The 23,296-nt window shown below is 43.5% G+C and carries 19 protein-coding genes; 9 read left to right on the top strand and 10 right to left on the bottom strand.

The window, feature by feature from the left end:
- Positions 1-4 precede the first annotated feature (4 nt).
- The 5 genes from ONE56_RS18760 to ONE56_RS18740 all read right to left on the bottom strand — a co-directional run bounded on the left by ONE56_RS18760 (position 5) and on the right by ONE56_RS18740 (position 5,279).
- Positions 5-1,843, bottom strand: coding sequence for a VWA domain-containing protein (locus ONE56_RS18760; RefSeq protein WP_423840723.1), 1,839 nt, complete (start codon positions 1,841-1,843; stop codon positions 5-7).
- A complete protein-coding gene (locus ONE56_RS18755) occupies positions 1,836-2,840 on the bottom strand; it encodes a vWA domain-containing protein (RefSeq protein WP_423840722.1) in 1,005 nt (334 codons plus the stop codon). The genes ONE56_RS18760 and ONE56_RS18755 overlap by 8 nt, the downstream gene beginning before the upstream one ends.
- Positions 2,833-3,303 carry a DUF4381 domain-containing protein gene (locus tag ONE56_RS18750; RefSeq protein WP_331438275.1) on the bottom strand — a complete coding sequence of 157 codons (471 nt, stop codon included), beginning with the start codon at positions 3,301-3,303 and terminating at the stop codon, positions 2,833-2,835. Before ONE56_RS18750 ends, ONE56_RS18755 begins: the two co-directional genes overlap by 8 nt.
- Positions 3,304-3,381: 78 nt before the next feature.
- On the bottom strand, positions 3,382-4,308 hold the full coding sequence (locus tag ONE56_RS18745; protein ID WP_331438274.1) for a DUF58 domain-containing protein: 927 nt from the start codon (positions 4,306-4,308) through the stop codon (positions 3,382-3,384).
- A 14-nt stretch (positions 4,309-4,322) separates the two neighbouring features.
- Positions 4,323-5,279: an AAA family ATPase gene (locus ONE56_RS18740; protein ID WP_041154693.1), complete on the bottom strand. Its 957-nt coding sequence runs from the start codon at positions 5,277-5,279 to the stop codon at positions 4,323-4,325.
- A 300-nt stretch (positions 5,280-5,579) separates the two neighbouring features.
- On the opposite strand from ONE56_RS18740, the gene ONE56_RS18735 reads away from it, so the two are divergent.
- From ONE56_RS18735 to ONE56_RS18700, 8 genes are all read left to right on the top strand, one after another.
- A complete protein-coding gene (locus ONE56_RS18735; RefSeq protein WP_423841158.1) occupies positions 5,580-7,496 on the top strand; it encodes a methyl-accepting chemotaxis protein in 1,917 nt (638 codons plus the stop codon).
- Positions 7,497-7,551: 55 nt separating this feature from the next.
- Positions 7,552-7,752: a chromosome partitioning protein ParA gene (locus ONE56_RS18730; protein WP_041154690.1), complete on the top strand. Its 201-nt coding sequence runs from the start codon at positions 7,552-7,554 to the stop codon at positions 7,750-7,752.
- 319 nt (positions 7,753-8,071) lie between these two features.
- Positions 8,072-8,755, top strand: coding sequence for a LuxR C-terminal-related transcriptional regulator (locus tag ONE56_RS18725; protein ID WP_041154691.1), 684 nt, complete (start codon positions 8,072-8,074; stop codon positions 8,753-8,755).
- A 429-nt stretch (positions 8,756-9,184) separates the two neighbouring features.
- Complete coding sequence (locus ONE56_RS18720; RefSeq protein ID WP_331438272.1) at positions 9,185-9,829, top strand: LuxR C-terminal-related transcriptional regulator; 645 nt, start codon at positions 9,185-9,187, stop codon at positions 9,827-9,829.
- Between the two features lie 204 nt (positions 9,830-10,033).
- Positions 10,034-10,627, top strand: coding sequence for a calcium-binding protein (locus tag ONE56_RS18715; RefSeq protein ID WP_041154095.1), 594 nt, complete (start codon positions 10,034-10,036; stop codon positions 10,625-10,627).
- A 68-nt stretch (positions 10,628-10,695) separates the two neighbouring features.
- Positions 10,696-12,414 (top strand): type I secretion system permease/ATPase, encoded by a 1,719-nt coding sequence (locus ONE56_RS18710; protein ID WP_423840721.1) that lies wholly within the window; start codon positions 10,696-10,698, stop codon positions 12,412-12,414.
- On the top strand, positions 12,389-13,729 hold the full coding sequence (locus ONE56_RS18705; protein WP_041154093.1) for an HlyD family type I secretion periplasmic adaptor subunit: 1,341 nt from the start codon (positions 12,389-12,391) through the stop codon (positions 13,727-13,729). Before ONE56_RS18710 ends, ONE56_RS18705 begins: the two co-directional genes overlap by 26 nt.
- Before the next feature lie 165 nt (positions 13,730-13,894).
- Positions 13,895-14,740: a mechanosensitive ion channel family protein gene (locus ONE56_RS18700; RefSeq protein WP_041154092.1), complete on the top strand. Its 846-nt coding sequence runs from the start codon at positions 13,895-13,897 to the stop codon at positions 14,738-14,740.
- 69 nt (positions 14,741-14,809) lie between these two features.
- On the opposite strand, the gene fhuB is transcribed toward ONE56_RS18700, so the two are convergent.
- The 4 genes from fhuB to ONE56_RS18680 are packed head-to-tail and all read right to left on the bottom strand — an operon-like array spanning position 14,810 to position 20,638.
- A complete protein-coding gene (fhuB, locus tag ONE56_RS18695) occupies positions 14,810-16,798 on the bottom strand; it encodes a Fe(3+)-hydroxamate ABC transporter permease FhuB (RefSeq protein ID WP_423841157.1) in 1,989 nt (662 codons plus the stop codon).
- Positions 16,798-17,706, bottom strand: a complete 909-nt coding sequence (locus ONE56_RS18690; RefSeq protein WP_423841156.1) for an iron-siderophore ABC transporter substrate-binding protein — start codon at positions 17,704-17,706, stop codon at positions 16,798-16,800. Before ONE56_RS18690 ends, fhuB begins: the two co-directional genes overlap by 1 nt.
- A complete protein-coding gene (locus ONE56_RS18685; protein WP_041154090.1) occupies positions 17,703-18,488 on the bottom strand; it encodes an ABC transporter ATP-binding protein in 786 nt (261 codons plus the stop codon). Before ONE56_RS18685 ends, ONE56_RS18690 begins: the two co-directional genes overlap by 4 nt.
- Positions 18,489-18,541: 53 nt before the next feature.
- A complete protein-coding gene (locus ONE56_RS18680) occupies positions 18,542-20,638 on the bottom strand; it encodes a TonB-dependent siderophore receptor (protein ID WP_423840720.1) in 2,097 nt (698 codons plus the stop codon).
- Positions 20,639-20,781: 143 nt separating this feature from the next.
- On the opposite strand from ONE56_RS18680, the gene ONE56_RS18675 reads away from it, so the two are divergent.
- A complete protein-coding gene (locus ONE56_RS18675) occupies positions 20,782-22,608 on the top strand; it encodes an ABC transporter ATP-binding protein (RefSeq protein WP_415679420.1) in 1,827 nt (608 codons plus the stop codon).
- Between the two features lie 120 nt (positions 22,609-22,728).
- On the opposite strand, the gene azu is transcribed toward ONE56_RS18675, so the two are convergent.
- On the bottom strand, positions 22,729-23,181 hold the full coding sequence (gene azu / locus ONE56_RS18670) for an azurin (protein ID WP_423840719.1): 453 nt from the start codon (positions 23,179-23,181) through the stop codon (positions 22,729-22,731).
- Between the last annotated feature and the right edge of the window lie 115 nt (positions 23,182-23,296).

Genomic DNA, 23,296 nt, shown 5'->3' with positions numbered 1-23,296 from the left:
TGACTTACCACTCCTTTTGAGGTTGTTGTGGGCGTTGTTTTTGTTGAGCTTGCAATTGCATTTGGGCTCGAATTAAAAAGCTTGGGTCGCGCGCACTTTCTACCGCCTGTAAGCGACGGAACTCAGGGTCATCCTGATGTGGGTTATCTGGTTGCGCTTGCATTGAGTGGGCTTTCTCCCGCTTTTGATCATCTGAGTCTTTGCGTTTTCTTGCTTCTTCTGATGATTTTTTATCTTTATTTTCATTGACTTGATGATTTTGTGATTGCTGTCCTTGCTCTTTGTTATTGTCGTTTTGAGACTGTTGCTGCTGTTGCTGTTGCTGTTGCTGTTGCTGTTGCTGTTGCTGTTGCTGTTGCTGTTGCTGTTGCTGTTGCTGTTGCTGTTGCTGTTGCTGTTGCTGTTGCTGCTGCTGTTGCTGTTGCTGTTGCTGTTGCTGCTGTTGCTGCTGTTGCTGCTGTTGCTGCTGTTTCTGCTGTTGCTGCTGTTGCTGCTGTTTCTGCTGTTGCTTCAGTTTCTCCTCTACAACCGACAGATTTTTCCTAGCAGCCTCAAAATCAGGCTTTTCTTGCAGTAAGGTGTTGTATAAATCAGCCGCTTCTTGCAATTGACCATTTTGTGCCAGTGCGTTCGCAAGGTTATATCGTCCGTCTATTAATGAGTTTCCAGAAAATGCAGCAATGGCCGCTTCATAATCCCCTGCTTCATAACTGGCTGCACCTTTCCAGTTGGGGTCAGTAAACTGCTTTTGGGCTTGCTCATACTCTCCTTGCATGAAGAGTTGAGCACCTTGCTGATCTGGATTGAGAAACGGACTCGCTTGAGCGTCAGGCGTCCAGGTCATTGGTAAGAGAGTCATAGCAAACATCCATATCAAACCTCGGCGAAACAATAAGGCTGCGGGCAACAGCACGAGTGGCAACAGCCAAAAACCCCCGTTTATACGTGTATCGGCTTTCATGTTGTCATTTTGTTTCGCTGCGAGATTTTGACCTGCTTTGTTGGTAAAAGCTGCAATGTTCTCAATGTCCCGGTTGTTGTACTGAATAGGAACAAAGATGCCACCAGACTGTTTGGTTAGTGTTTGTAGGTTTTTCAAATGTGTTTTCGCTACCACTGTTGTACCTTGGTGGTTTTTTAGTAAAACGCCGTCAGGTAAGGCGATAGGAGCGCCGTCCGCCGTGCCAACAGCGAGAACAGATACACGAACGTTTGTTCCTTGTAATGATGCCAATGACGCTGAAAGTTCAGAGTCATCGAGATCATCAGCGAGAACAATGATGTCACCTTGATTAACACCAGCTTGCGTAAATTGACTCAATGCCAAATCAATGGCTGCGGGTAAATTTGCTCCCTGGAAAGGCATCAAATCTGGTGATAGGTTTTCGATAATGCCTGCCAGCGTATTTGAATCTTTCGTAAGTGGACTTAAGCTATAAGCGTCACCTGCATAGGCAACTAAACCTGTTGAGCCTTCCTTCCAGTGTGGAAGTAAATCAAGGGCCTTGTAACGGGTTTGTGCCAATCGATTCGGCTTAATATCCGTGGCATACATAGATCGTGACATATCCAACACCAAGATACGATTTTGGCTGAGCTCGAAACTTGGCCGAGTATTGGATTGCCAACTAGGACCGGCAAGTGCGATGCATGCTATTGCCCAACTGAATCCCCAAATACTCAAGTAGTGCTTTGATTGACTGGAGTGCCCAAGTACTTTCGCCAAATGAGGAGCGATAAGCGAGGATTGACTTGCGGTCAGTTTTTGATTGAACTTGAGCACCACAGGGATAGCGATTAGCCCAATTAACCAATAAGGATGAAGGAAAATAAACTCAGCCATGCTTTCTCCTTAGTAGGAATAACCACACCGAAAGGAACAATGCTGCACCTAGTGGGTATGGGAACCACTCTTGTTGTGGTCGCCAAGTTTGTGTGTCGGTAGATACAGGTTCCAGTTGATTGATGGTGTCGTATATTTTCTCTAGCTCAGCTGTGTCCCTTGCTCGAAAATACTGACCGCCTGTCATCGTTGCAATTTGAGTGAGTGTTTTCTCATCAAGATCTGCTGCGGTATTGACTTTGCGCGTCATGAAGAACTCTTTCACCCTCATTTCACCTGCGCCTACACCCACGGTGTAGATGGTTGCGTTATACTTTTTGGCGATTTCGGCGGCTTCAATAGGATCGAGAACACCCGCAGTATTGCTGCCATCACTGAGTAAAATAATCACTCGCTGAGGCGCGTCGCTATCGACAAATGTCTTGGTTGCCAAACCAATACCGTCGCCTATGGCAGTGCGTTGGCCAACTAAACCGATAACGGTCTGATTAATTTGTTGAATAACGGTCTGACGATCTGCGGTAAGTGGGGTTTGTAAATAGGCATGATCACCGAAGAGAACGAGTCCTAAACGATCGCCCTTCCGCTTAGCAGTGAAGTCAGTGAGTACCTTTTTCACTGCAGTCAGACGATCGATATATTCATCGTCTAAGTTCATGTCTTCTTTTTGCATTGAACCGGAGAGGTCAACCACTAACATGAGGTCACGATACTTGGGCTGAAACTCGACAGGATCGCCATACCAGACAGGGCGAGCACAAGCGATAACTAACAGTCCCCATATGCAAGCCGACAGCACTTTTCTTAGCCATTGGTTAGGTCTGTTATGCTGTTGACTATTCGGCAGATAAGCCAGTTGTATATCCGCTTGTTGTTTCTCTTCTGGCAACAGTTTGTAAAGCACTACGGGCAGAGGAAGCAATGCAAGTGCCCACCACCATACTAACTCAATGTGTAGCCACTGATTCAGTATTGTCACGAAGGTTTGCTCATTCACGTTTTCTCGCCTTTTTCTTCGGTGGCAAAGCGTGGTTGATCCAGAATGTGCAATCATCAACTAAGGATTGATGTTGTTCTTGATCGGATTTTTGATATAAGGCGGCTTGCCACTGTTGTTGTTTATCGACAAAGCGATTTTCATCGGTTTGCTTATCAAGAAACTCATACCATGCCGTTCCTGTCAAAGGGGCTATCACTTCACGCGGGAAGTAGCTTAGCGCTGCTTGACGAAGAATTTCTAAAGCGGAGGAAGGAGTATTCGTTGATGTAGTTAAAAGTCTTAATGCGGTTTTTTTTGCTCGTAAGCGCTTTTTACGCCACTTGTAATAAACACATACACTCAAAAGGATGAAAATAATACCAGTCAGTAATGCCCACCATCCCCAAGCAAGTGGGAACCAATCAGGCGCATTCGGTAACATTAAAGGTTCAAGGTCTAGGCTTTGGGTATTTGTTGTCATTGTTATTACTGCTTAATTTACGTTTGATTAGTGATTTGGAGTTAAGGTGCTCATTTTATCACTCACTTATCTGGTTATTTAACTCAATTGTTGGACGAGAGGCGAACCACTACACAAGCTACTAAATGGAATCGCCATCCTGTGGCATTGTTTTTTGATGGACTCTTGGTGCTGGGTAAAATGTGATTCCAACTCTTTGCGTTGCCCTTTAGATGCAAAGTCAAACCATTGCGTTCGACGGCCATCTGAGGCTTTAGCTTGGCCTCTGAAGTCGGTTTCACCTCGCTCTAATGGGTCATAAAACTGCACGACACGCACACTATTGTGTTGTTTTAACCGACTAAGCTGGGCAAGTTCGATATCCGTGATGTGAGCAAAGTCACTCAGCATTATGACTTCGCTACCTTTTGGGGTTAGCGTATGCAAGATTTCGATAGCATTGGCATAAGATGAGGTACGAAGCGTATTTTGCTCTTTTAGGTCGAGTTGACGGTTGTGGATGTCGAGAATGGCATGCAAAATTCTTAGCCCTTGCTTTTGTAGAGAGGCTGGGCGGAACTCCAGACATTGATGCCCATTGTCGATGATCGCTCCGATTCTATCTTTCTTCGCTAAAGTGAGCCAAATCAGTACACTCGCGAAGTGGGCTAACTGCACTGATTTTAAGACATATTTAGAACCGAAATAGAGGCTCGAGCTCAGGTCTATGTATAAGATTACGGCTTGTTCTTTATCTTCTGAGAACAGCTTTGTATGTGCTTTCCCCGTGCGCGCGGTGACACGCCAGTCGATGCTGCGAATATCATCACCAGGTTGATATTGTCGGACTTCCATAAAGTCCATGCCTCGACCTTTTTGTCGACTGATATGGCTGCCGCTCATCTGTGACCAAATGCTTTGAGCAGGTGGCATCCAACGTACAGACTGGGTCCGATAATGCAGCAGTTCTTCAAGCGTTAATGTCACCCCATTAGCATGAGGTGGCAATGAATGTGTTGCCGACATATGACTCACCTGCTTCATGCACTACCAACAAGGTTTAACAGCTTATCGATAACTTGATTCGCGGTGATACCTTCCGCTTGCGCATGGTAACTTAGCAACAATCGGTGGCGTAACACAGGGTAAGCCATTGCTTGCACATCTTCAGGTGAAACAAAATCACGTCCTGCTAACCAAGCATGAGCTCTAGCACAACGATCTAAGGCGATAGTCGCGCGTGGACTGACGCCCATAGCCAACCATTTATCTAATTCAAGATCGTATTCTGTGGCTTGTCTCGTAGCCATAACGAGTCGAACAATGTATTGCTCAATTGTCTCGGCCATATGAATGTTAAGGACTTCAGCCCGTGCAGTGAAAATATCTTGCTGGCTGATACTAGGGCGTTCGAGGTTCGCTTCACCTTTCGCTTCACCACGATTAATTCTTAATATAGCCAGTTCATGTTCCGTATCCGGGTATGCCACTTCTAAGTGTAATAAAAATCGGTCTAACTGAGCCTCAGGCAGTGGATAGGTACCTTCTTGCTCAATTGGGTTCTGCGTGGCCATGACCAAAAACAGATCGGGCAGCATATATGTCTTACGGCCAGCCGTGACTTGCTTTTCTGCCATGGCTTCTAACATGGCCGCTTGTACTTTCGCTGGTGCACGGTTGATTTCATCGGCAAGGATGAGTGAATTAAATATAGGACCGGACTGAAAAGTAAACTCACCTGTTTCTGGTCTGAAGATATCTGTACCCGTTAAGTCTGCAGGTAACAGATCTGGAGTAAATTGAATGCGATGAAAGTCGCCTTCAACACAGTCCGAGAGTGATTTTACCGCACGGGTCTTGGCTAACCCCGGAGGCCCTTCAACCAAAATATGCCCATCGGCAAGGAGCGCGATCAATAACTGTTTTACCAGCTCTTGTTGGCCAATGATTTGAGACTCTAAATAGCGCTGGAGAGTATCGAAGTTAGTTTTATGCATGTTTGGACTCTCAGTATCCATATCATTTTCATTGTGAATATTGGTCATTCCCAACCCGTAAAAAGTTCCGAAGAATGTTAAGAATTTATATGGCGTCATACGGAATGGCAAGCAATGTATAAGGCGGAAATCGCTTAAATTATAGTGTGTTACATATATTTTTCATAAAATAGTGAGAAATGACTCGAGTTTTTCTAAGTGTGGTCGATATACATTCTGCACAGATGCATATTTCTCGCGAATGAGTTTGCCTGTGACTGATATGACACATGAATGATGAATCATTTAAAAGGCCCAAACATGCTGAAACTTCACTCTCTTAGTATTAAACAAAAAGTTGTACTCGGTATTACTTTTGCCGTACTCGCTTCAACCATTGTGGTTGGAGTTATGGCTCAGTATCAAGCGAGAGCAGTATTAAACCATCGACTGATTGATATCGAGCTGCCTTCTATGTTGCAACAGATTAATACTGAAATAGACCGTGAAGTCGTTCAAATGCAGAGAGCTGCGAAACAATTAGCAATGAATGAGTTCGTTGTTGAGGCACTCTCTGATTCGATCAATGACTCGTCAAGTGAGGAACAACTTGTCCGTGAGTTGAACAATGTAAAAGCTCAGTACGATTTGAATGACGCCTCGGTTGCAAATCGACACACAGGATACTACTGGAATCAGAATGGTTTCTTGCGTCAACTGAATCGCACACAAGATGCATGGTTTTTTGATTTCACGTCTGCCGGGAATGAAAACTCGGTCAGTGTATTCCAAGAAGCGAATGGCGACGTAAAAATGTTCGCCAATTTCCAGGACACCAATGGCATTTCCATGTCGGGTTTATCGAAATCAATGAGCGATATGGTGTCTTTGCTGAATGGTTTCAAAATTGAAAAAACGGGTTACGTATTTCTGACAAATGATAAAGGCGAGATTCAAATTCATCGTGACAAGCAAAAAAATCAAACTTCTGTCGTTCAGCTATTTGGAAATGATGCAAACAACTTATTGAATAAAAATAGCTTTAACTTGATTGAGGTGGAGTTTGAAGGCCGAGAAAATTTTGTATCCAGCTTGTACGTACCCTCGATGAACTGGTTCGTTATTGGCGTTGTTCCGGTTGATGAAGTCTTCGCGGATTTAAATGCAACGGGACAGAAAATACTCGTCACCACAGTGGTGGTAGCAGTGATATTTATTCTGATGGGTATCGTACTCGCCAACAGTATTACCAAACCTATTCGAGAGATTGCAAATCGCTTCACAGATTTAGGTCAAGGAGATGGAGATTTGGCTCAGCGTATTGTCATACATGGTAATGACGAAATGGCGCAATTGTCGAAAGGTTTTAACGGTTTTATTGAAAAAATCCATACCACGATGAAAGAAGTCGCTTTAACCAGTGGCGCTTTGAGCCAGTCTGCATCGAGTGTATCGAGTAAAGCGACATCGACCCACAACAACAGTCAAGAGCAGCGCGACCAGACGCTTCAAGTCGTTACTGCCATAAACCAAATGGGGGCAACGATCAGTGAGATTGCGTCGAATGCTGCGACAGCCGCAGACACCGCTAATACCGCTTCTGATAACACTCAAACTGGTCATCAAGTCGTAATAAAAGCGAAAGATGTGATCAGTCGACTTGCGGTAGACGTTGAAACGACCAATGTTGTTGTGACTCAGTTGGCTTCTACAACCAAAGATATAGGTTCGATCCTGGGGGTTATTCGCGACATTTCAGACCAGACGAATTTACTTGCCCTAAATGCTGCTATAGAGGCGGCTCGAGCAGGGGAGCAAGGGCGTGGTTTTGCTGTTGTCGCCGATGAAGTGCGAAATTTGGCATCGCGAACGGCCGATTCCACTGAAGAAATTCAGAAAATGATCAACCAACTACAAAGTGATGCTCAAGATGCTGTGAATGCTATGGAAGCGGGTAAAGCCGTGACGTTTGAAGGGGTTGCTTCTACCGACGAAGCCGTTTCTGTGTTGGTGAATATCTCTGAGCGAATTGCGGATATTTCTGATCGGAATACACAAGTAGCAACTGCAACTGAAGAGCAATCTACGGTTGTCCACGCCATCAATCAGAATATTGAAGAAATCAATGCGATCAATGAGATGACAACCGCGACGGCGGAAGAGTTGGCTTCTGCAAGCCACGATCTTCAGCAACTCTCAGCGCGTCTTGATGAGATGGTAGGTAGCTTCAAGCTATAGAGTTGGTTAGAATAAACAGAGTAACAAGTTTAATGACTCAACTTAGGTAAGTATTATGAACGACTTCGAAAAAGAGCTAGAGCAGATTTCTCAGGAAGTAGGGCAGGAAGAAGAAGTGAAGCTTCCTTCTCTGGAAGAGCAAAAGGAAATCGCAGCAGAGCTGAAAAAACTAGAAGCCGAAGGTAAATTGACTCCGGAAGTTCTAGAGCAATATTTTGGTAAGTTTAATCAGAAAAACGCAGTGCCGATTCACTAATCTACTGATTTTTATAATTATTGTAACATGAACTAGAGACTAATCTGCTTAATAAGATGCTCAGAAGGTCGACGCTTTTTCGAAGGTAGAGTTTGTTGGGTTACCTAAAGAAGCGATAGTTTATTGAGACATATGCCTGGTTAGGTAAAAAGGGAGGCTTACTCCCTTTTTTAATACTTGTCATACCTACACTCTAAAAAAACAAGCCATTTCAGTAAGTTGAGAAATAGTGCTAGTTATTTTCATACTTGACAATACTAGCTCTATAACTAAATCTATTGCGTAGTTAAATCGAAACTACTAAAGGAATGCACAACGGATGGCGCAACAAGATAAGAAAGAGATCATTTTAATTACAGAGGGAAGCCTGCAGTCGTCTTTGTTGAAAGATGTATTGGAGACAAAGCTCGGTATTAATGTTTTTCTGATCACTCCAGAGTGCCTTTCTAGCTGTTCATTGGCAGATCAATCAGTTGAATATCAATCAGTTTCGGCCATTATTTTAGATTATAGTGTTGTAAGTGATGAGGTTTTCACTCGCTATATGGAATTTAAAACAGGTGAGCTTAAGAGCACGCTTGAAATTCTTATAAATTGCGAGAAAACCATATCTACCGATCAGTTATTTGTTTGGGGTTCCTTAGCGGGTATCTTTTATACTTCTGATGATATTAAAACGCTTCAAGTCGGTATCGAGAAAGTGTTGGAGGGAGATATGTGGTTTAGCAGAAAGTTCTCTCAGCAATATATCACCCATCTTCGTCGTCACAGCAAACCGATGAATAAGAACACACCTGCCATCTTGACTAAAAGAGAGCAACAAATTATTACCTTCCTTTCGAGAGGGGCGTCTAATCAACAAATCGCTGAGCAGCTGTTTGTCAGTGAAAATACGGTTAAAACCCATTTACATAACATCTTTAAGAAAATTGATGTAAAAAATCGGGTTCAGGCTTTGATTTGGGCTGAAGAAAATTTTTCTGAAACTCCCTCAATTATATAAGTAGTTCTACGACGCTTATTTGTAGTGAAAAAGTTAATATAATGGATCTTTATTGTTTCAATAAGGATGGTTTATTGGATGACCTTTTTCACTCTCTCATTTTTACCGAGAGTATTCACTGGAATTATGGTTTTAAGCTACCAATACCTTCGGTATTTAGTGGGTCTTCTCTCAAAATCCCAAACAATCACTCAAAAATTTAGGGCGATTTGGTCATTTCTATAAATCCTTGTATTCAATAATGATTTATTAGTGCGATTTTGTCTCAAACTTGAGAACTTGTTTTTATTGTCCCACTTTTAATACATTTGTATTGTAAATGTTTCTCAAATGAATTTACTCTGACAACCTAGTGATTAGCTACAGAAATAGTACTAGTCGTTTATTAGTAATCTAAGATGTAACGTAATTGAAGTATGAGAAAACCACATGGATCAGTACAAGGAAAAGCCTGAAATCCTCATGCTAACTCAACAGAGTTTGCAGAGTGAAAACTTTAAGGAAATGCTTTGTCAATATACAGGAACGAGAATAACCATTATTGATGTTCGAAATCCGACGTGTCATGAAGCAATTCCTGAACGGTATTTTCTATTAGTAGATTTTGCCGTAGATATCCCATCTGAAACTTTAGATTACTTGAAAGATGGTAATAAAGTTTTAGGGACAATCATGCTTAACCTAGGGTATGAACTCGATACTGAAGAGCTCGCTTCTTGGCCATATGTTAAAGGTATATTCGGTCCAAAGGATTCTTTAGAGAAATTATGCCAGGGCTTAAGTGCGATAGTAGAAGGTGATAACTGGCTTTCTAGAAAGTTGCTCGACAAGCTGATCACCTATTATCGGGGAAAGGAGTACGACAGTGTCGTAGAGCCTGCGATAGAGGTGGAGCTGACGCGACGTGAGATACAAGTTTTGAAAATGCTCAAGGATGGTGGCTCTAATATGGAAATTGCTGACTCATTGTTTATTAGTGAGCATACGATAAAGTCACATTTGTATAATATCTTTAGAAAACTAGAGGTTAAAAATAGGACGCAAGCCACGAGTTGGGCAAAACGTAATCTCTAGTACTAGAATTAAGATGCTGTTATGTAAGAAGATTGAGAGATAAAGTACCAGATAAAATTTCATTTTAACTATATTAGTTTGTAAATATCATCCCATATTCAAACTCACACTTATCTATCTGGCTATTAGACTTCAAGTGTCTGGTTCCAGTTGAAGCAAGACGAGAAACAAAAGTCTATTCAATAATAAAAGGGAGTGTGAAGAATGAGCTTGTATGACGATATTGATAACGTAATTGTTGGTTCAAATGAAAGCGATGATCTCAGCAATTTTAGTGGCGACAATGAAATGTTCATCGGCCTAGATGGTGATGATAAGATCGTTGGCGGTGGTGGTAACGATATCTTAATTGGCGGCGAGGGTGACGACAAGTTAATTGGCGGTGCTGGTAATGACATCTTACGAGGCGGCGAAGGTAACGATATCCTCAAGGGTGGTTCTGGTGAAGATATTCTTCTCGGTCTAAGCGGTGATAATATCCTCAATGGTGGCACCGGCGGTGACGTTTTAGTTGCTGGGTCAGGTGATAACTTTTTAGTTGGCGGAGCGGATACCGATCTATTCATCTTCACTGACCTATTTGGTGGTCACGGTACAGCAACAGTCGCTGACTTTACTATAGGTGAAGATGTTATTCGCATTAGTAGTAGTACAGTGAATGACTTTTCTGATTTGAGCTTTAGCTATGATGCAGCGGGTAACGCGGTATTTACTGATGGCGCAGATCTCGTAGTCAAATTAAAAGGGATTACCGAAACAGACATCGATACTTACGGTGCAGATTTGTTTGTAATCTAAAAACGCAGCAGGGTGAAAGGAGAAATCTTCTGTCACCCTGCTATAGTTTCTATTGGACGGAAGTTGTCGTGCAAAAAGAAGTTTTTAAAGAAGTTCGACAAAAACTATGGACGCTTATTGGCCTGCTAGTTTGCTTTAGTTTTTTTATTAACCTATTGGTTCTCTCTATCCCTCTGTACATGCTGCAAGTGTACAATCGAGTTCTCTCTTCTTATTCGGTGGACACCTTGGTGTTGTTGACCGTTATAGTTATTGCCGCACTATTTACTATGTCCCTCGTTGATATTGCACGTGCTAAAGTGAGTAAGTCGTTTGGCTATTGGATGGATACCAAGCTTTCTACTTTTATGCTTAAGCGTAGTATCCAGTACCAAGTGCATACGGGGAAAAGTTTTACTTCTCAAGTACTGAGGGATATTCAAACGATAAAAGGTTTTTTAAGCAGTCAAGCACCTTATCCTTTATTAGACGCTCCCTGGACACCTCTATTTATTCTCTTTGTTTATCTGTTACATCCTGTTTTAGGCCATATCGCGTTGTTGGGTTCGATCGTGCTGTTTGGATTAGGCATGCTCAATGAGTTTATGGCACGAAAAGCAATTCAGGAGAGTGAAGTTAAAGCACTTTCTCAAATAAACGAAGCAGAACTTGCGACACAAAATTCGAATTCCATCTTGGCCATGGGGATGATGAATGCTTTTTTGGAAAGATGGCAGCTTCGTGCAAATAAAATAAATACTTTAGAAGAGACGGTGGCTGGAAAAACGATTTATATCAGCAATTTCTCCAAATTTGTTCGCAGTACATTGCAAGTTGCCTTACTTGGTGGTGGTGCTTGGTTGGTTATTCAGCATGAAATTACTGCTGGTGCGATGATTGCTAGTTCCATCCTTATGAGTCGAGCGCTTTCTCCAATGGAGCAGGCTATTGGTACATGGCGCGGTGCGATGTCGGCTCGAAATTCATACCAACGTTTAAAGGATATTGAGGCAATAGTGCGACAAGACGAGTCGGACATGCCATTGCCAACACCTAAAGGGAATTATGAACTCACGGGGCTTGCGTACCGACATTTCGGTGCATCCGAACCAGTCATTTCATCAGTAACTCTCTCCATTCCCGCAGGTGTCTCTGTTGGGCTTATCGGCGCGTCAGGTACTGGTAAATCTACTCTTGCTCGACTCCTGTTAGGAAACATAAGGCCTTTAGCCGGAAAGGTGACGCTAGATGGTATGGAAGTCTCGACTTGGGCGACTGAAGATCGTGGTGATCACTTTGGCTATCTAGCACAAGAAGTGGAGTTGTTTCCTGGGACTATCAGGGAAAATATATCGCGTTTTAAAGATGAGGATCCGGCAAAGGTTATTGCTGCGGCGAAGTTGGCTGGATGTCATGAGTTAATACTGAGTAAGAACAAAGGGTATGACTTTGTTATTGGTGAACATGGCCGTGGACTGTCTGGGGGAGAGCGACAAAGAATTGCACTTGCTCGTGCTGTTTACGGTGATCCACCAGTGGTGATATTCGATGAAGCCAATGCCAACCTCGATGGTGACGGAGAAGCAGCATTCCAACGTTTAATTGCACACTTAAAGCAACAAGGTACAACGATTATTGTGATTGCTCATAGTGCGAGTACGCTCAGACAAATGGATCGCTTATTGTACTTGGCCGATGGCAAAGTCAAATTATATGGCCCACGCGAAGAAGTGCTTAAACGTATGATGGGTAAAGATAAAACTGACATTCCGAGAGTGACAAATGAGCAATCAACTGCCAACAGTTAATGATTCATCCAATGGACGTGTTTATCGTTATAGCCCCCAAGCTCAGCTGAAATTTCTACAGCCTATTTTGCTTGTCGTCGTAGCGATGAGCGTGTTTATCGGTGGTGTTGGCTTTTGGGCTGCGACTGCAAAACTAGAAAGTGCAGCTATTGCCTATGGTGATCTGTCCGTCCTCACTAAGCGACAGGAAATCCAACATCTAGAGGGTGGCATCGTCGACAAATTATACGTTCAAGAAGGCGACCTAGTTGAAAAAGGACAATTACTTATCCAATTGTCTAAAGATCAATCGATGGCGAGACTCGATGCGTTAAGTGGGAAGTATATTCATACTTTAGCGAAGGAAAATCGCCTTAGCGCGGAACTAGATGAACTGCCTTCTATTGTTTGGTCTGATGATTTGACGGCGATTCCTCGCGTTGAAGTCGTTCGCCAAGCGCAATTAGTACAAAATAAAATATTTCAAGCTAGACAACGTTACTATGAAAGCCAACTTGGGATCATAAAACAAAGTATTTCAGGCGCAAACCTAGAGCTAGAAAACCTACAGAAGACAAAAGTTATTGAAAGAGAAAGGCTGCAATTAATTAGAGAAGAGATCGCAAGCAATCAGGCATTAGTGCAGAAAGGTTTTTCGGGTAAATCAACGTTGTTGCAGTTTAAGCGTCTTGCTGCTGAAGTCAGAAGTACCTTGAGTCAGTTAGACCGCCAATCGCTTACTGTGAGTAAGAGGTTAGATGAAAACCAAGCGAAAATCGAAGAGTTAAGACTTCAGCGCATTAATGAAATAGTGGAAGCGTTGAGAGATACTCAAACTGAGATCGTCAGCATTCGTGAGGAATACCGCTCCGCGCAAGATGTAGCCGCAAGAACGTCGATTAAAGCACCGATTAGCGGACGAGTGGTGAATATGCAAGTATTTACTGAAAGAGGCGTGGTTGGATCTGGCGATACCTTGCTGGAGTTAGTTCCTCAAAACGATCAGTTGCTAGTAGAAGCGAGAGTAAACCCTCGTGATATCGACTTAATTAATCCTGGCCAGCAAGCTCATATTCGCCTCACCGCTCTAAACGCGAGAAATGTGGCTCCTTTAGATGGTACCGTTTTGACTGTATCAGCTGATAAGTTATCAGAGCCCGAACGAGAAGATTATTACCTAGCACGTGTCGCCATCTCTGAAGATGATGTGACGAAGTATCGCTTGACCTCTGGGATGAATGCAGAAGTGCTGATTCTCTCGGAGCCAAGAACGCCTTTAAGCTATTTGATTAAACCTATCACAGACAGTATGAATCGCGCTTTTCGAGAGGATTGATCTTCAGACGTTTTTTCATTCGAGTGAGTTAAAGAAAAAGGATTCAGGGCTTTTATTAGCACTGAATCCTTTTTTTTGTTTCGCTCTTCTACCGACATAGCTTTAAGTTGAAAAATTATCTGTTATGGTTGCCTATTCTGAAAAAGCTTTTTATGGAGTCCTTAAATGGAGAAAGTTCAGCAGGTTATCGATTTTCTTCTTTCACACAAAACGTTGTTTTCTCTTTTAATATTAGTAGCAATGTTGCTTATTCGTCGTGTGGCATTGTCGATGATTCGTGGTGAAGACACTCTACTTTCTGAAAAGCAACGTAGTTGGATGTCTCGTACCAAAAATGGCACTTTTACGCTTACTTTGCTTATTCTGTTTATCTTGTGGCAGTCTGAAATCAGTGAATTTGCATTGAGTGTGACCGCTATTGCTGTCGCGATCGTTGTCGCCTCAAAGGAGATCATTTTATGTTTTACTGGCTCTATTCAAAGGGCGAGTTCACGTTCATTTAGGGTTGGTGATTGGATCGAGGTTGGAACGTTATGCGGTGAAGTGATTGAGCACAACATGATGGCAACAGTGATCCAAGAAATTGACCTTTATCATGGCCAGTATCACTACACAGGTAAAACCGCCACGCTTCCAAATAGCATGTTTTTTACGTACCCGGTGAAGAACCTCAATTTTATGAAGCGTTACGTCTATCATAACTTCTCTATCGTCGTGAAAGACTTCGTCAACTTATATCCGCTTTTCCCCGCTTTAACTGACAAGATTGAAGAGCATTGCAGTTACTTCAGTGAGGTAGCTCATCGATATAACGCCATGATTGAAAAGCATGCTGGTGTGGACTTACCAGGCGCTGAGCCGCACATTCACATTTCCAGTAACCCAACGGGAGAGCAAAATGTTCATGTGATGATATTTTGTCCAACCGACAAAGCGAATCACTTAGAGCATTTGATTCGTCAGGACTTTATGGATCTCTATGAACAGCGTTTCCCACAAAGAGAAGACTAGGAACAGAGTCCGCAGCTTAGCGGCGGGCTCTGTGAGTGGACTTGGATTATCTGCTAATTATTCTTAATACTAAGCGCCCCGTAAGCGGCTCACTACTAATAAGCATAAGAAATATAACCCACCAATGATTGCCACTAAGGTGCCTGCAGCAATTTGCATTGGGTAAAGTGCCACTTGGCCAATCCAATCAGCCCATAGCATTAAGATTGCACCAATCAAACCAGCAACAACTAGCTGTGAGCGACTTTGCTGCGCACCTAACATCATTGCCATATGGGGTGCAATTAGCCCAACAAAAGAAACGGGTCCCATGGTTGCCGTAACCACAGCACACAACATAGCCACTATGCATAGTAGGACTAAACTCGCAAATTGAGCGCTAAGCCCACGAGCTTGCGCAAAGCCTCGACCGATAGACATTAATGTTAACCAGCGAGTGGTGATTAAGCTTAACGTCAACAATACCGAAACTGTAATCGCCAATAATTGTGCTTGTTCTGGTGTGACGCGATAAGTTGAACCCGCTAGCCATTGTAGGATCTTATAGCTCTCCTGCGAACTTCGTGCCATACAAAACTGTACTAGGGCTTCGAGTAGCGCTGTGACTGCAATACCAGTCAAAATGAGGCTCGAGGGCGTATATTGATGCCGTTTACCTAGAATCAACAAAATGACTAACACGAATACACTGCCAGCCAATGCGGTCAGCCAGTTGGTGGTCAATAAGTTGTGGCCTAGAAATAAGGACGAAAACACGAGGGCAAAAGTCGCACCAGAGGATACCCCTAGAATATCTGGGCTGGCGAGAGGATTGTAGATTAAGCGCTGTAAGATACTGCCAGCCATGGCAAGGCCGATACCAGCAAATAAGGCAGTGACAAAGCGTGGATACCTTAGGCTCCATTGATACTCTGACGGCCAAGCAAAGCTCCAGGCCGTGTCTGACATTTGCGTATCTGTTATTTGAAAGCCAACATGTAGGCTAATTGCAGTTAGTAAAGCACAGACCAAAGCGGTAAAACTGATGGCGCTAATATGATTTCTATGATGTGGCAGTGAAATGGTTAGCGAATCTTGGGCCTTTAATTGCCGGCGACTAAACCATATCAATGCTGGCGCGCCAATGGCTGCGGTTGTGATACCACTAGGAATGACTTCATTGCTGGATTGACTGAGCCATACTGATAGCATGTCCGTCAGAAGGAGTAATAGTGCACCGAGTAATGCACTAGAATATAACTCCATTTTTGGGGTACGTGCGCCCATGGCGCGAGCTATATTCGGAGTCAGTAAGCCAATAAAACCAATCACACCAACGGCAGTAATAGAAGCAGATACTAACCAAATACCTATTACCATCAGTAGGATAAAAGTCGGCACTACTGGTAACCCACGTGCAGCCGCGCCTTGGTGTCCGAGGCGTAACAAGGTCAAAATTCGAGGTGCAAACAGGATCAATAAGACGGAGATAGAAAGGCGAGGTAATAGCCATTGCAGCCATTCCCAGCCATTCTGAGCCAAATCACCTGCGCCCCACATAAACACATTTTGGGCAAATTGTTCATTGAGTAGAATGATGGCAGTCGCAATCGCACCAAGTAAAATGTTCACCACCATCCCAGAGACAACCAAAGGTAAGCCCGTCATGTTTTTGGGACCCGCGATCACTAAGATTAAGCCAAAAGCGAGTAACGCTCCGCTCATCGCAGCCAGCGCGGTGTAATCTGCTATCAGGTTGGGGAACCAAATGTTGACGATAATAATAGCAAGCCAAGCACCAGATGAAGTGCCAAGAGTCAGTGGTGATGTTAATGGGTTTTGGGTAAGTTGCTGCATGAGACTGCCGACTAACCCAAGCATAGCACCGACCAGCATTGCTATTAATGCGCGCGGTAACAGGCCATAGACAAAGTTAAAATCCGCAAATGTCTCCGCTTTACTTGGCGAAAGAATCAATTGCCATTGGCCAGGAAACGTGACCTCGTTCCCCAATTGCAAGCTAGCAATAGCGGCAACAAATACCGCCGACAATAATAAAGCATAATGACGAGCTAAAATCACTGAGGTGCTACCTCAAGCAAGCTTTTCGTAATTGATTCAGCAGTATACAAAATAGACATCGCACCGCCGTAGCTCCACACTGCATCCATACCATTGACATGGCCCTGGCGTACAAAAGGCATGGCTTTCCATAAAATGGACTTTTCTAGCTCTTTTTCTTGAGGAAATGGGCGGATATAGAGCACATAACCGTTTTGGATGTTACGCAGCTCGGTTAACCGCTGTTGATTAATTCCCCATTTTTTGGCTTCTTGAGGTAATGGGTTGGTGAGACCCAAGTGATCCAACGCGTATTGCGCGGTCGAATTTTGTGTAAACAAAAACGCAGAGGTTTGATTAGAAAAACGCAAGGGCAGCACCTTAGGTAATTCTTTACCAAAAGCGCCAACTAACTCTTGCTGTAATTGGTCAAAGCGTTGTTGCATGACATCTAATTTTTTTCGCGCCAGTTCTTGTTTGCCAAACACCACGGCTAATTGTTTAAATTGCTCAATGGCAACGGCAGCTTGGTCATCTTGTTGTTCAAAATTCTGATAATAGAGCACGGGTGCAATGCGTTCTAGTTGCGGAATTAAATCTTTTTGTGCTGCGGCCGCAATGATGACATCGGGGTTAAGTTGTGCGAGTTTTTCAAGGTTTGGCTCAGCACGTGTACCAACATCTTCAACACTTTTAGGAACGGCTGGCTGAACGACCCACTCGGTGTAGCCGGGTATATTGGGAGCGGCGATAGGGGTAACTTCTAACTCTAATACCTGCTCTAAAATATCCCAGTTGAGTACAGCAACGCGTTTTGGAATGGCTTCGAGCTGATGTTCACCGCGGCTATCTGTCACCGTTAAACTTGCGTGGGCATTGATTGCCATGAAGGCAAAAATACAACTAATAACAAAACGAGAGATCATGCGCATACTATAGCAACCTTATTGGTGGGTGAATCGGGAATTGGATGAGGGTGATCAATAAGTTTAATCGGCGAATGGTAAAGCTCTGATAAACGGGCTTCATCGGCAAGTAATTCAGCTTTGCCTTCAAAGGCGATTCGACCTTGTTTGAGGGCAACAATATGAGTGGCATAGCGTAGAGCGAGGTTGAGATCATGCAAAATCACGATGATACCGCAACCTTGGGTTTGATTTAGCTCTGCCAACAGTGCCATCAATTGGTACTGGTGGTGGATATCTAAAGCGGATGTTGGTTCATCTAAAATTAATACTGGTGATTGCTGTGCTAACAACATGGCAACCCAAGCACGTTGGCGTTCGCCGCCTGATAACTCATCGGCTAGGTTGTCAGCGAAAGGAGTCACGCCAGTTTGTTCCATGGCGGCATCGATGATGTTTTCATCCTCTTTGCGCCAACGCCCGAAGGTTCCGCGCCAAGGAAAGCGGCCCAAACGCACCAGTTCCCGCACACTAAGTCCGGCCGAGGTCGGCAGCTTTTGTGGTAAAAAGGCAACCTGTTTAGCGAGTTCTTTAGTTTTTAGTGATGAGAGTGCTTCGCCGTTTAGCGCTACACGGCCTTTATCAGAAGCCATCTGCCCAGACAGCAAATTCACTAATGTAGATTTTCCCGAGCCATTGTGCCCTAACACTACAGTCAGTTCATTAGTAGGGATGCTCAGTTGGTCAATGCCGAGGATTTGACGTCCGCCTCGAACAACCTGAATATTAGATAGTTGAAACATGGATAGGTCTCAGAAAATGCTCCCCTCACTAAAGAGGGGAGTGGGAATAACTATTACCAGCGATAATTTGCGTTTAATACCACAGAGCGTGATTGGCCGTAGTAACAGTAGTAATCACAGCCGGATACGTATTCTTCATCAAGAATATTGTTCACGTTCAACTGAGCTTGCCATTGTGAGGTGATGTCGTAAGTGAGGGCGGCATCCCAAAGCGTTACAGATGGCACAGTTAAATCAGAACTTGCTGGGTTATCTTTAGATTCGCCAACGTAACGAATGCCAGTACCTACATTCAATCCAGGAACTAAGCGATACGCGCTATAATCTACCCATGCAGACGCTTGATGTTTTGGAATCAGGGCAGCTTGTTGTTTGCCTTTACCGTATGTTTCATCAGTTTCTGCTTTAGTGTAGGTGTAGCTAGCTAGCAACTTAACGTCATCAGTGAGTTGTGCTGCACCTTCGACTTCTACGCCTGTTGATGTGACTTCACCCGTTTGTGTAGCGACATAAGTCGTTGGATTCGTTACCAGAGCATTGTTTTGGGAGATATCGAACCATGCAACATTGATGAAGCCATCCATAAAGCTTGGTTCATATTTTACACCTACTTCTACTTGCTCACCTTTAAGTGGTTTGTAGAGTTTGTTTGTGGCTTTATCAATAGTGCTAATGACTTCAAACGATTGTGAGTAGTTAACGTATGGCGAAAGGCCGTTCTCTGCTGAGTACAAGATGCCAGCATTGAGTGAAAGCTCACTGTCATCGCGGTCTAAATTTTGATCAACAACCCCATAAGCATTCGAGCCGTGACCTTTGTTTTCGGTTTTCACCCAGTCGTAACGCGCGCCAATATTACCAATCCATTGTTCCTGGAACTTAAGTTGGTATTGTGAGTACACACTGGCTTGAGTTTTATTGATTTCACGTTCGATATTAAAATCTTTCGCAGTGTAGTTTCCGTACACTGGATTGAACGGGTTGATCGTGCCGAAAGCGTAGTCATCTTGCTCATCACCCTCCGTCTTGTGATGTTGCAGATCGACACCAATCAGTGCCGTATGTTCGGCGCTATCTGTTACCCAGTTACCAACAGCGTTATTGTCAAAGGTGAAGCTTTGGTTTTTACCATCACGAAAGACGAGTCCTTGTGTTAACTCTTCAGTAGTCGCGTCACTATTCGGGAATACGTATGAGCTTCTTAAATACAGTTCATTGGAGCCGTAGTTTGCGTTTTGTGAAAATGTCCAAGTATCGTTGATGTCATGTTCAAGTAAATAGCCAACGGAGAGCTGATTACGTTCATATTTATCGTAATCAGGTTGGCCTAAGTTAGTTGATGGGTCGACCTTACCAAAATTGGAGTGAATCAGAGTACCTGCCGCAGGGAAAAATGGGTTAGTAGGGACGCCATCATCATGAAGGTAAGTTGCCATAAGTGTCAGCATGGTTTGATCAGAGATATCGATTTCTAAACTTGGTGCAATATAGAAGCGCTTATTTTCAGTGTCATCCAGCTCTCCGTCTTGGCCGGTCATCAAGCCTACTAGGCGGTAGCGCATCGTGCCGTCTTCATTTGCCTCATCTGCGATATCAAAGCCAACGGATTGGTGGTTGTTATTACCCACTTCAACTTTGATTTCACCTTGTGGTGTGAATGTCGGTTTTTTTTGTACGGCGTTGACGACACCACCTGGCGCTGATTCTCCAAACAGAATTGCAGACGGGCCTTTTACGACTTCTATACGCTCGATACCATAGGGCTCAATTAACCAATTGTAGTAGCCATCACGGAACAATCGGTTGCCGTTTAAATAGGTTGCGGCATCGAAACCACGAATCTTGAACCAATCCGTGTCGTTATCAGAACCGTAAGGCTGGGCAGTGACACCGGAAGTATAGCGGAGCGCTTCATCTAGTTTTTTGGGAGCACGAACTCGAAGCTCGTCTTCTGAAATAAGTGACACAGACTTAGGCGTTTCTGCTGCTGGTGTTTCCACTTTCAACGCTTGCGCAGTCACCGTCATGGTTTCCATTTCTGTCACTTCATCTTGTGCATATGCGTTTAGTGAGACCACTGCCATTACCGGTGTGAGGGCACAAGCTAAAGCTGTACGAATCGCAATAGTCAGCGAGTTATGATTTTTCATAAATTCATTCCCAAAGCTTATTTTAAATAGAAAACTTAATTGTAATTATTATCATTTGAACTTTTGTTTGCTTATTTTACTGACTTTTTGGTCAAAAGATAGTAAAACGTCAGCAAATTTAATCGTGGAAATGAAGTCGTTATATGTTTAATTGGTTTGAAAAACTGACCTTACCTTTTCCCCAGGATGAAACGCAAAAGCCACCGAATACACTGTTTGGCTTTTGCCGCTTTTATACTCGAGGGTTTGAAATCCCACTGATTGTCATGGCGGTGTTTAGTGCACTCATTGCTATTACTGAAGTCACTCTGTTGCGATACATGGGTGAATTGGTTGATATATTGTCCAATCAAGACCCCGCAACATTCTGGCAAGATCAAGGCGATCAAATGTTAGTGATGGTGTTCTTAGTGGCTGTAGTGATGCCCGTTCTTGGATTTGTACATTCGATGGTCATGCACCAGACTTTGCTGGGCAACTACCCAATGTCTATTCGCTGGCTTATTCATCGTTATTTGCTAAAACAAGCGGTTGGCTTTTTCCAACGTGATTTTGCTGGTCGTGTCGCAACGAAAGTGATGCAAAGCGCGTTAGCGGTAAGAGAAACCGTGATGAAACTCTTGGATGTACTTGTTTATATCAGCGTCTATTTTCTATCGATGATTTGGATGATGGGAGAAGCTGACGGGTTGCTTATGCTACCAATCGTTGTGTGGCTTGCCTTGTATATCTTGATCCAATTTTACTTTATTCCCAAGATGAAGCAGATTGCAACAGAGCAAGCTGATGCACGCTCTGTCATGACTGGTCGAATTGTAGACTCTTACACTAACATCTCGACGGTGAAACTATTTGCTCACTCACAACGTGAGTTAGAGTATGCAGAAAGCAGCATGAAGCAGTTTCTCGTCACGGTGTATCGTCAGATGCGCATGGCAACGTGTTTGCTGTTTAGTGTTGATGCAATTAACTACTTATTGTTGTTATCTATTGGGGCGATTTCTGTTTATCTTTGGTTGGATGCTGCGGTGACGATTGGTGCTATTGCTGTCGGCATCAGTATTGCGCTGCGCGTACAGGGCATGTCTAAATGGATCATGTGGGAAGTCAGTGCGTTGTTTGAGAACATTGGTACTGTCGTAGATGGCATTAGTACGATTTCTAACGATGTCGAAGTGAAAGACGTACCCAATGCGAAACCTTTGCAAATTCAACATGGTGAAATTCGTTTTGACAGAGTAGGTTTCAATTATAGCGAAGAAAAAGCCGTATTTGACAACTTGAACCTTACGATAAAACCTGGAGAAAAAGTTGGCATCGTTGGTCGTTCGGGTGCGGGTAAATCAACATTGGTTAACTTGTTACTTCGTTTTTATGATGTCAGCTCAGGTAAAATTTGTATCGATGGGCAAGATATTTCTCAGGTTGAGCAAGAGTCTCTGCGCCAGCATATCGGCATGATTACTCAGGACACATCATTATTACATCGTTCTATCAAAGAAAATATTTTGTACGGTGATCCTAACGCATCGATGGAAGACGTGATTGCGGCTGCAAATAAAGCGCACGCCCACGATTTTATTCAAACGCTTAAAGATGAGCAGGGTAATGTCGGATATGACGTTGAAGTGGGTGAGCGTGGTGTGAAATTGTCAGGTGGACAGCGACAGCGTGTAGCGATTGCGCGTGTACTTCTTAAAAATGCACCAATTCTTATTATGGACGAAGCGACATCAGCGCTCGATTCTGAAGTGGAATCTGCGATTCAGGAAAATCTAGAAATATTGATGGAAGGCAAGACCGTAATTGCCATTGCGCACCGTTTATCAACGATTGCTGCAATGGATCGATTGATCGTTATGGACGATGGTCAAGTCATCGAACAAGGTTCTCACCATGAATTGCTAACACTTGATGGCGTTTACGCACAGTTATGGAAGCACCAAACGGGTGGTTTTCTGACAGAGTAACAGCGAATAAAAGGGAAGCGAGTGCTTCCCTTTTGTTGTTAAGTCCAAATCATCGTTTTTACCAATAGAATTTGTTATCGGGATAAAAGCGAATTCAAACTTATACGTAAAGTCAAACTACTACTTAAATTCAAATTTGCCTTGCATGACCGCCCAATGACCAGGGAACGAACAGAAGAAAGAGTAATCACCACCAGCCGTCATTTTTTCTGTGCTAAATGTGATGCTTGTGCTTTCACCACCGCCAATCACTTTAGTATGAGCATAGACGCGGTCATCTCCTGGCTTGACGTAGCTATTATCTGCACCAGCAGACATACCGTCGGTACCGACTGCTTGGATGTTAGCGGTGTCGGCAATCACCACGTTATGCCCCATTGATTGCGCAGGCATTTTCCCAGTATGGTTTAGTGTGAGTGTGACTTCGCTACATGAGGCTGGAACACTGAGTGTTTTGGTTGAAAACTGCATCATATCGTTCGCGTCTAATGAAACTTCACACTCGGCACTGGCTTGCGCACCGAAGCTAAGTCCGGCAAGTGCAATGGTCGCGGCTACTAAACGTAAAGACATATCACTTTCTCCATTTTATGTGTTGAGCTAATTAGTTTATTAAACTTAATATCTTGAAATCGCTTGGTTATAAGTCTTATTATCAACCCACAGCTTGAGTAAAAATGTGCGTTGA

This window comes from Vibrio mytili, assembly GCF_049563345.1.
GTDB classification, from domain to species: Bacteria; Pseudomonadota; Gammaproteobacteria; order Enterobacterales; family Vibrionaceae; genus Vibrio; species Vibrio mytili.
This window is presented reverse-complemented; position numbering and strand designations above follow the sequence as displayed.

Bases quoted from the DNA above. Each gene is read 5' to 3' on its own strand.
- ONE56_RS18735 (WP_423841158.1), top strand. From the start codon at position 5,580: ATGCTGAAACTTCACTCTCTTAGTATTAAACAAAAAGTTGTACTCGGT.
- ONE56_RS18730 (WP_041154690.1), top strand. From the start codon at position 7,552: ATGAACGACTTCGAAAAAGAGCTAGAGCAGATTTCTCAGGAAGTAGGG.
- azu (WP_423840719.1), bottom strand. From the start codon at position 23,181: ATGTCTTTACGTTTAGTAGCCGCGACCATTGCACTTGCCGGACTTAGC.
- ONE56_RS18705 (WP_041154093.1), top strand. From the start codon at position 12,389: ATGAGCAATCAACTGCCAACAGTTAATGATTCATCCAATGGACGTGTT.
- ONE56_RS18685 (WP_041154090.1), bottom strand. From the start codon at position 18,488: ATGTTTCAACTATCTAATATTCAGGTTGTTCGAGGCGGACGTCAAATC.
- ONE56_RS18760 (WP_423840723.1), bottom strand. From the start codon at position 1,843: ATGGCTGAGTTTATTTTCCTTCATCCTTATTGGTTAATTGGGCTAATC.
- ONE56_RS18680 (WP_423840720.1), bottom strand. From the start codon at position 20,638: ATGAAAAATCATAACTCGCTGACTATTGCGATTCGTACAGCTTTAGCT.
- ONE56_RS18715 (WP_041154095.1), top strand. From the start codon at position 10,034: ATGAGCTTGTATGACGATATTGATAACGTAATTGTTGGTTCAAATGAA.
- ONE56_RS18750 (WP_331438275.1), bottom strand. From the start codon at position 3,303: ATGACAACAAATACCCAAAGCCTAGACCTTGAACCTTTAATGTTACCG.
- ONE56_RS18720 (WP_331438272.1), top strand. From the start codon at position 9,185: ATGGATCAGTACAAGGAAAAGCCTGAAATCCTCATGCTAACTCAACAG.
- ONE56_RS18740 (WP_041154693.1), bottom strand. From the start codon at position 5,279: ATGCATAAAACTAACTTCGATACTCTCCAGCGCTATTTAGAGTCTCAA.
- ONE56_RS18725 (WP_041154691.1), top strand. From the start codon at position 8,072: ATGGCGCAACAAGATAAGAAAGAGATCATTTTAATTACAGAGGGAAGC.
- ONE56_RS18690 (WP_423841156.1), bottom strand. From the start codon at position 17,706: ATGATCTCTCGTTTTGTTATTAGTTGTATTTTTGCCTTCATGGCAATC.
- ONE56_RS18745 (WP_331438274.1), bottom strand. From the start codon at position 4,308: ATGTCGGCAACACATTCATTGCCACCTCATGCTAATGGGGTGACATTA.
- ONE56_RS18700 (WP_041154092.1), top strand. From the start codon at position 13,895: ATGGAGAAAGTTCAGCAGGTTATCGATTTTCTTCTTTCACACAAAACG.
- ONE56_RS18675 (WP_415679420.1), top strand. From the start codon at position 20,782: ATGTTTAATTGGTTTGAAAAACTGACCTTACCTTTTCCCCAGGATGAA.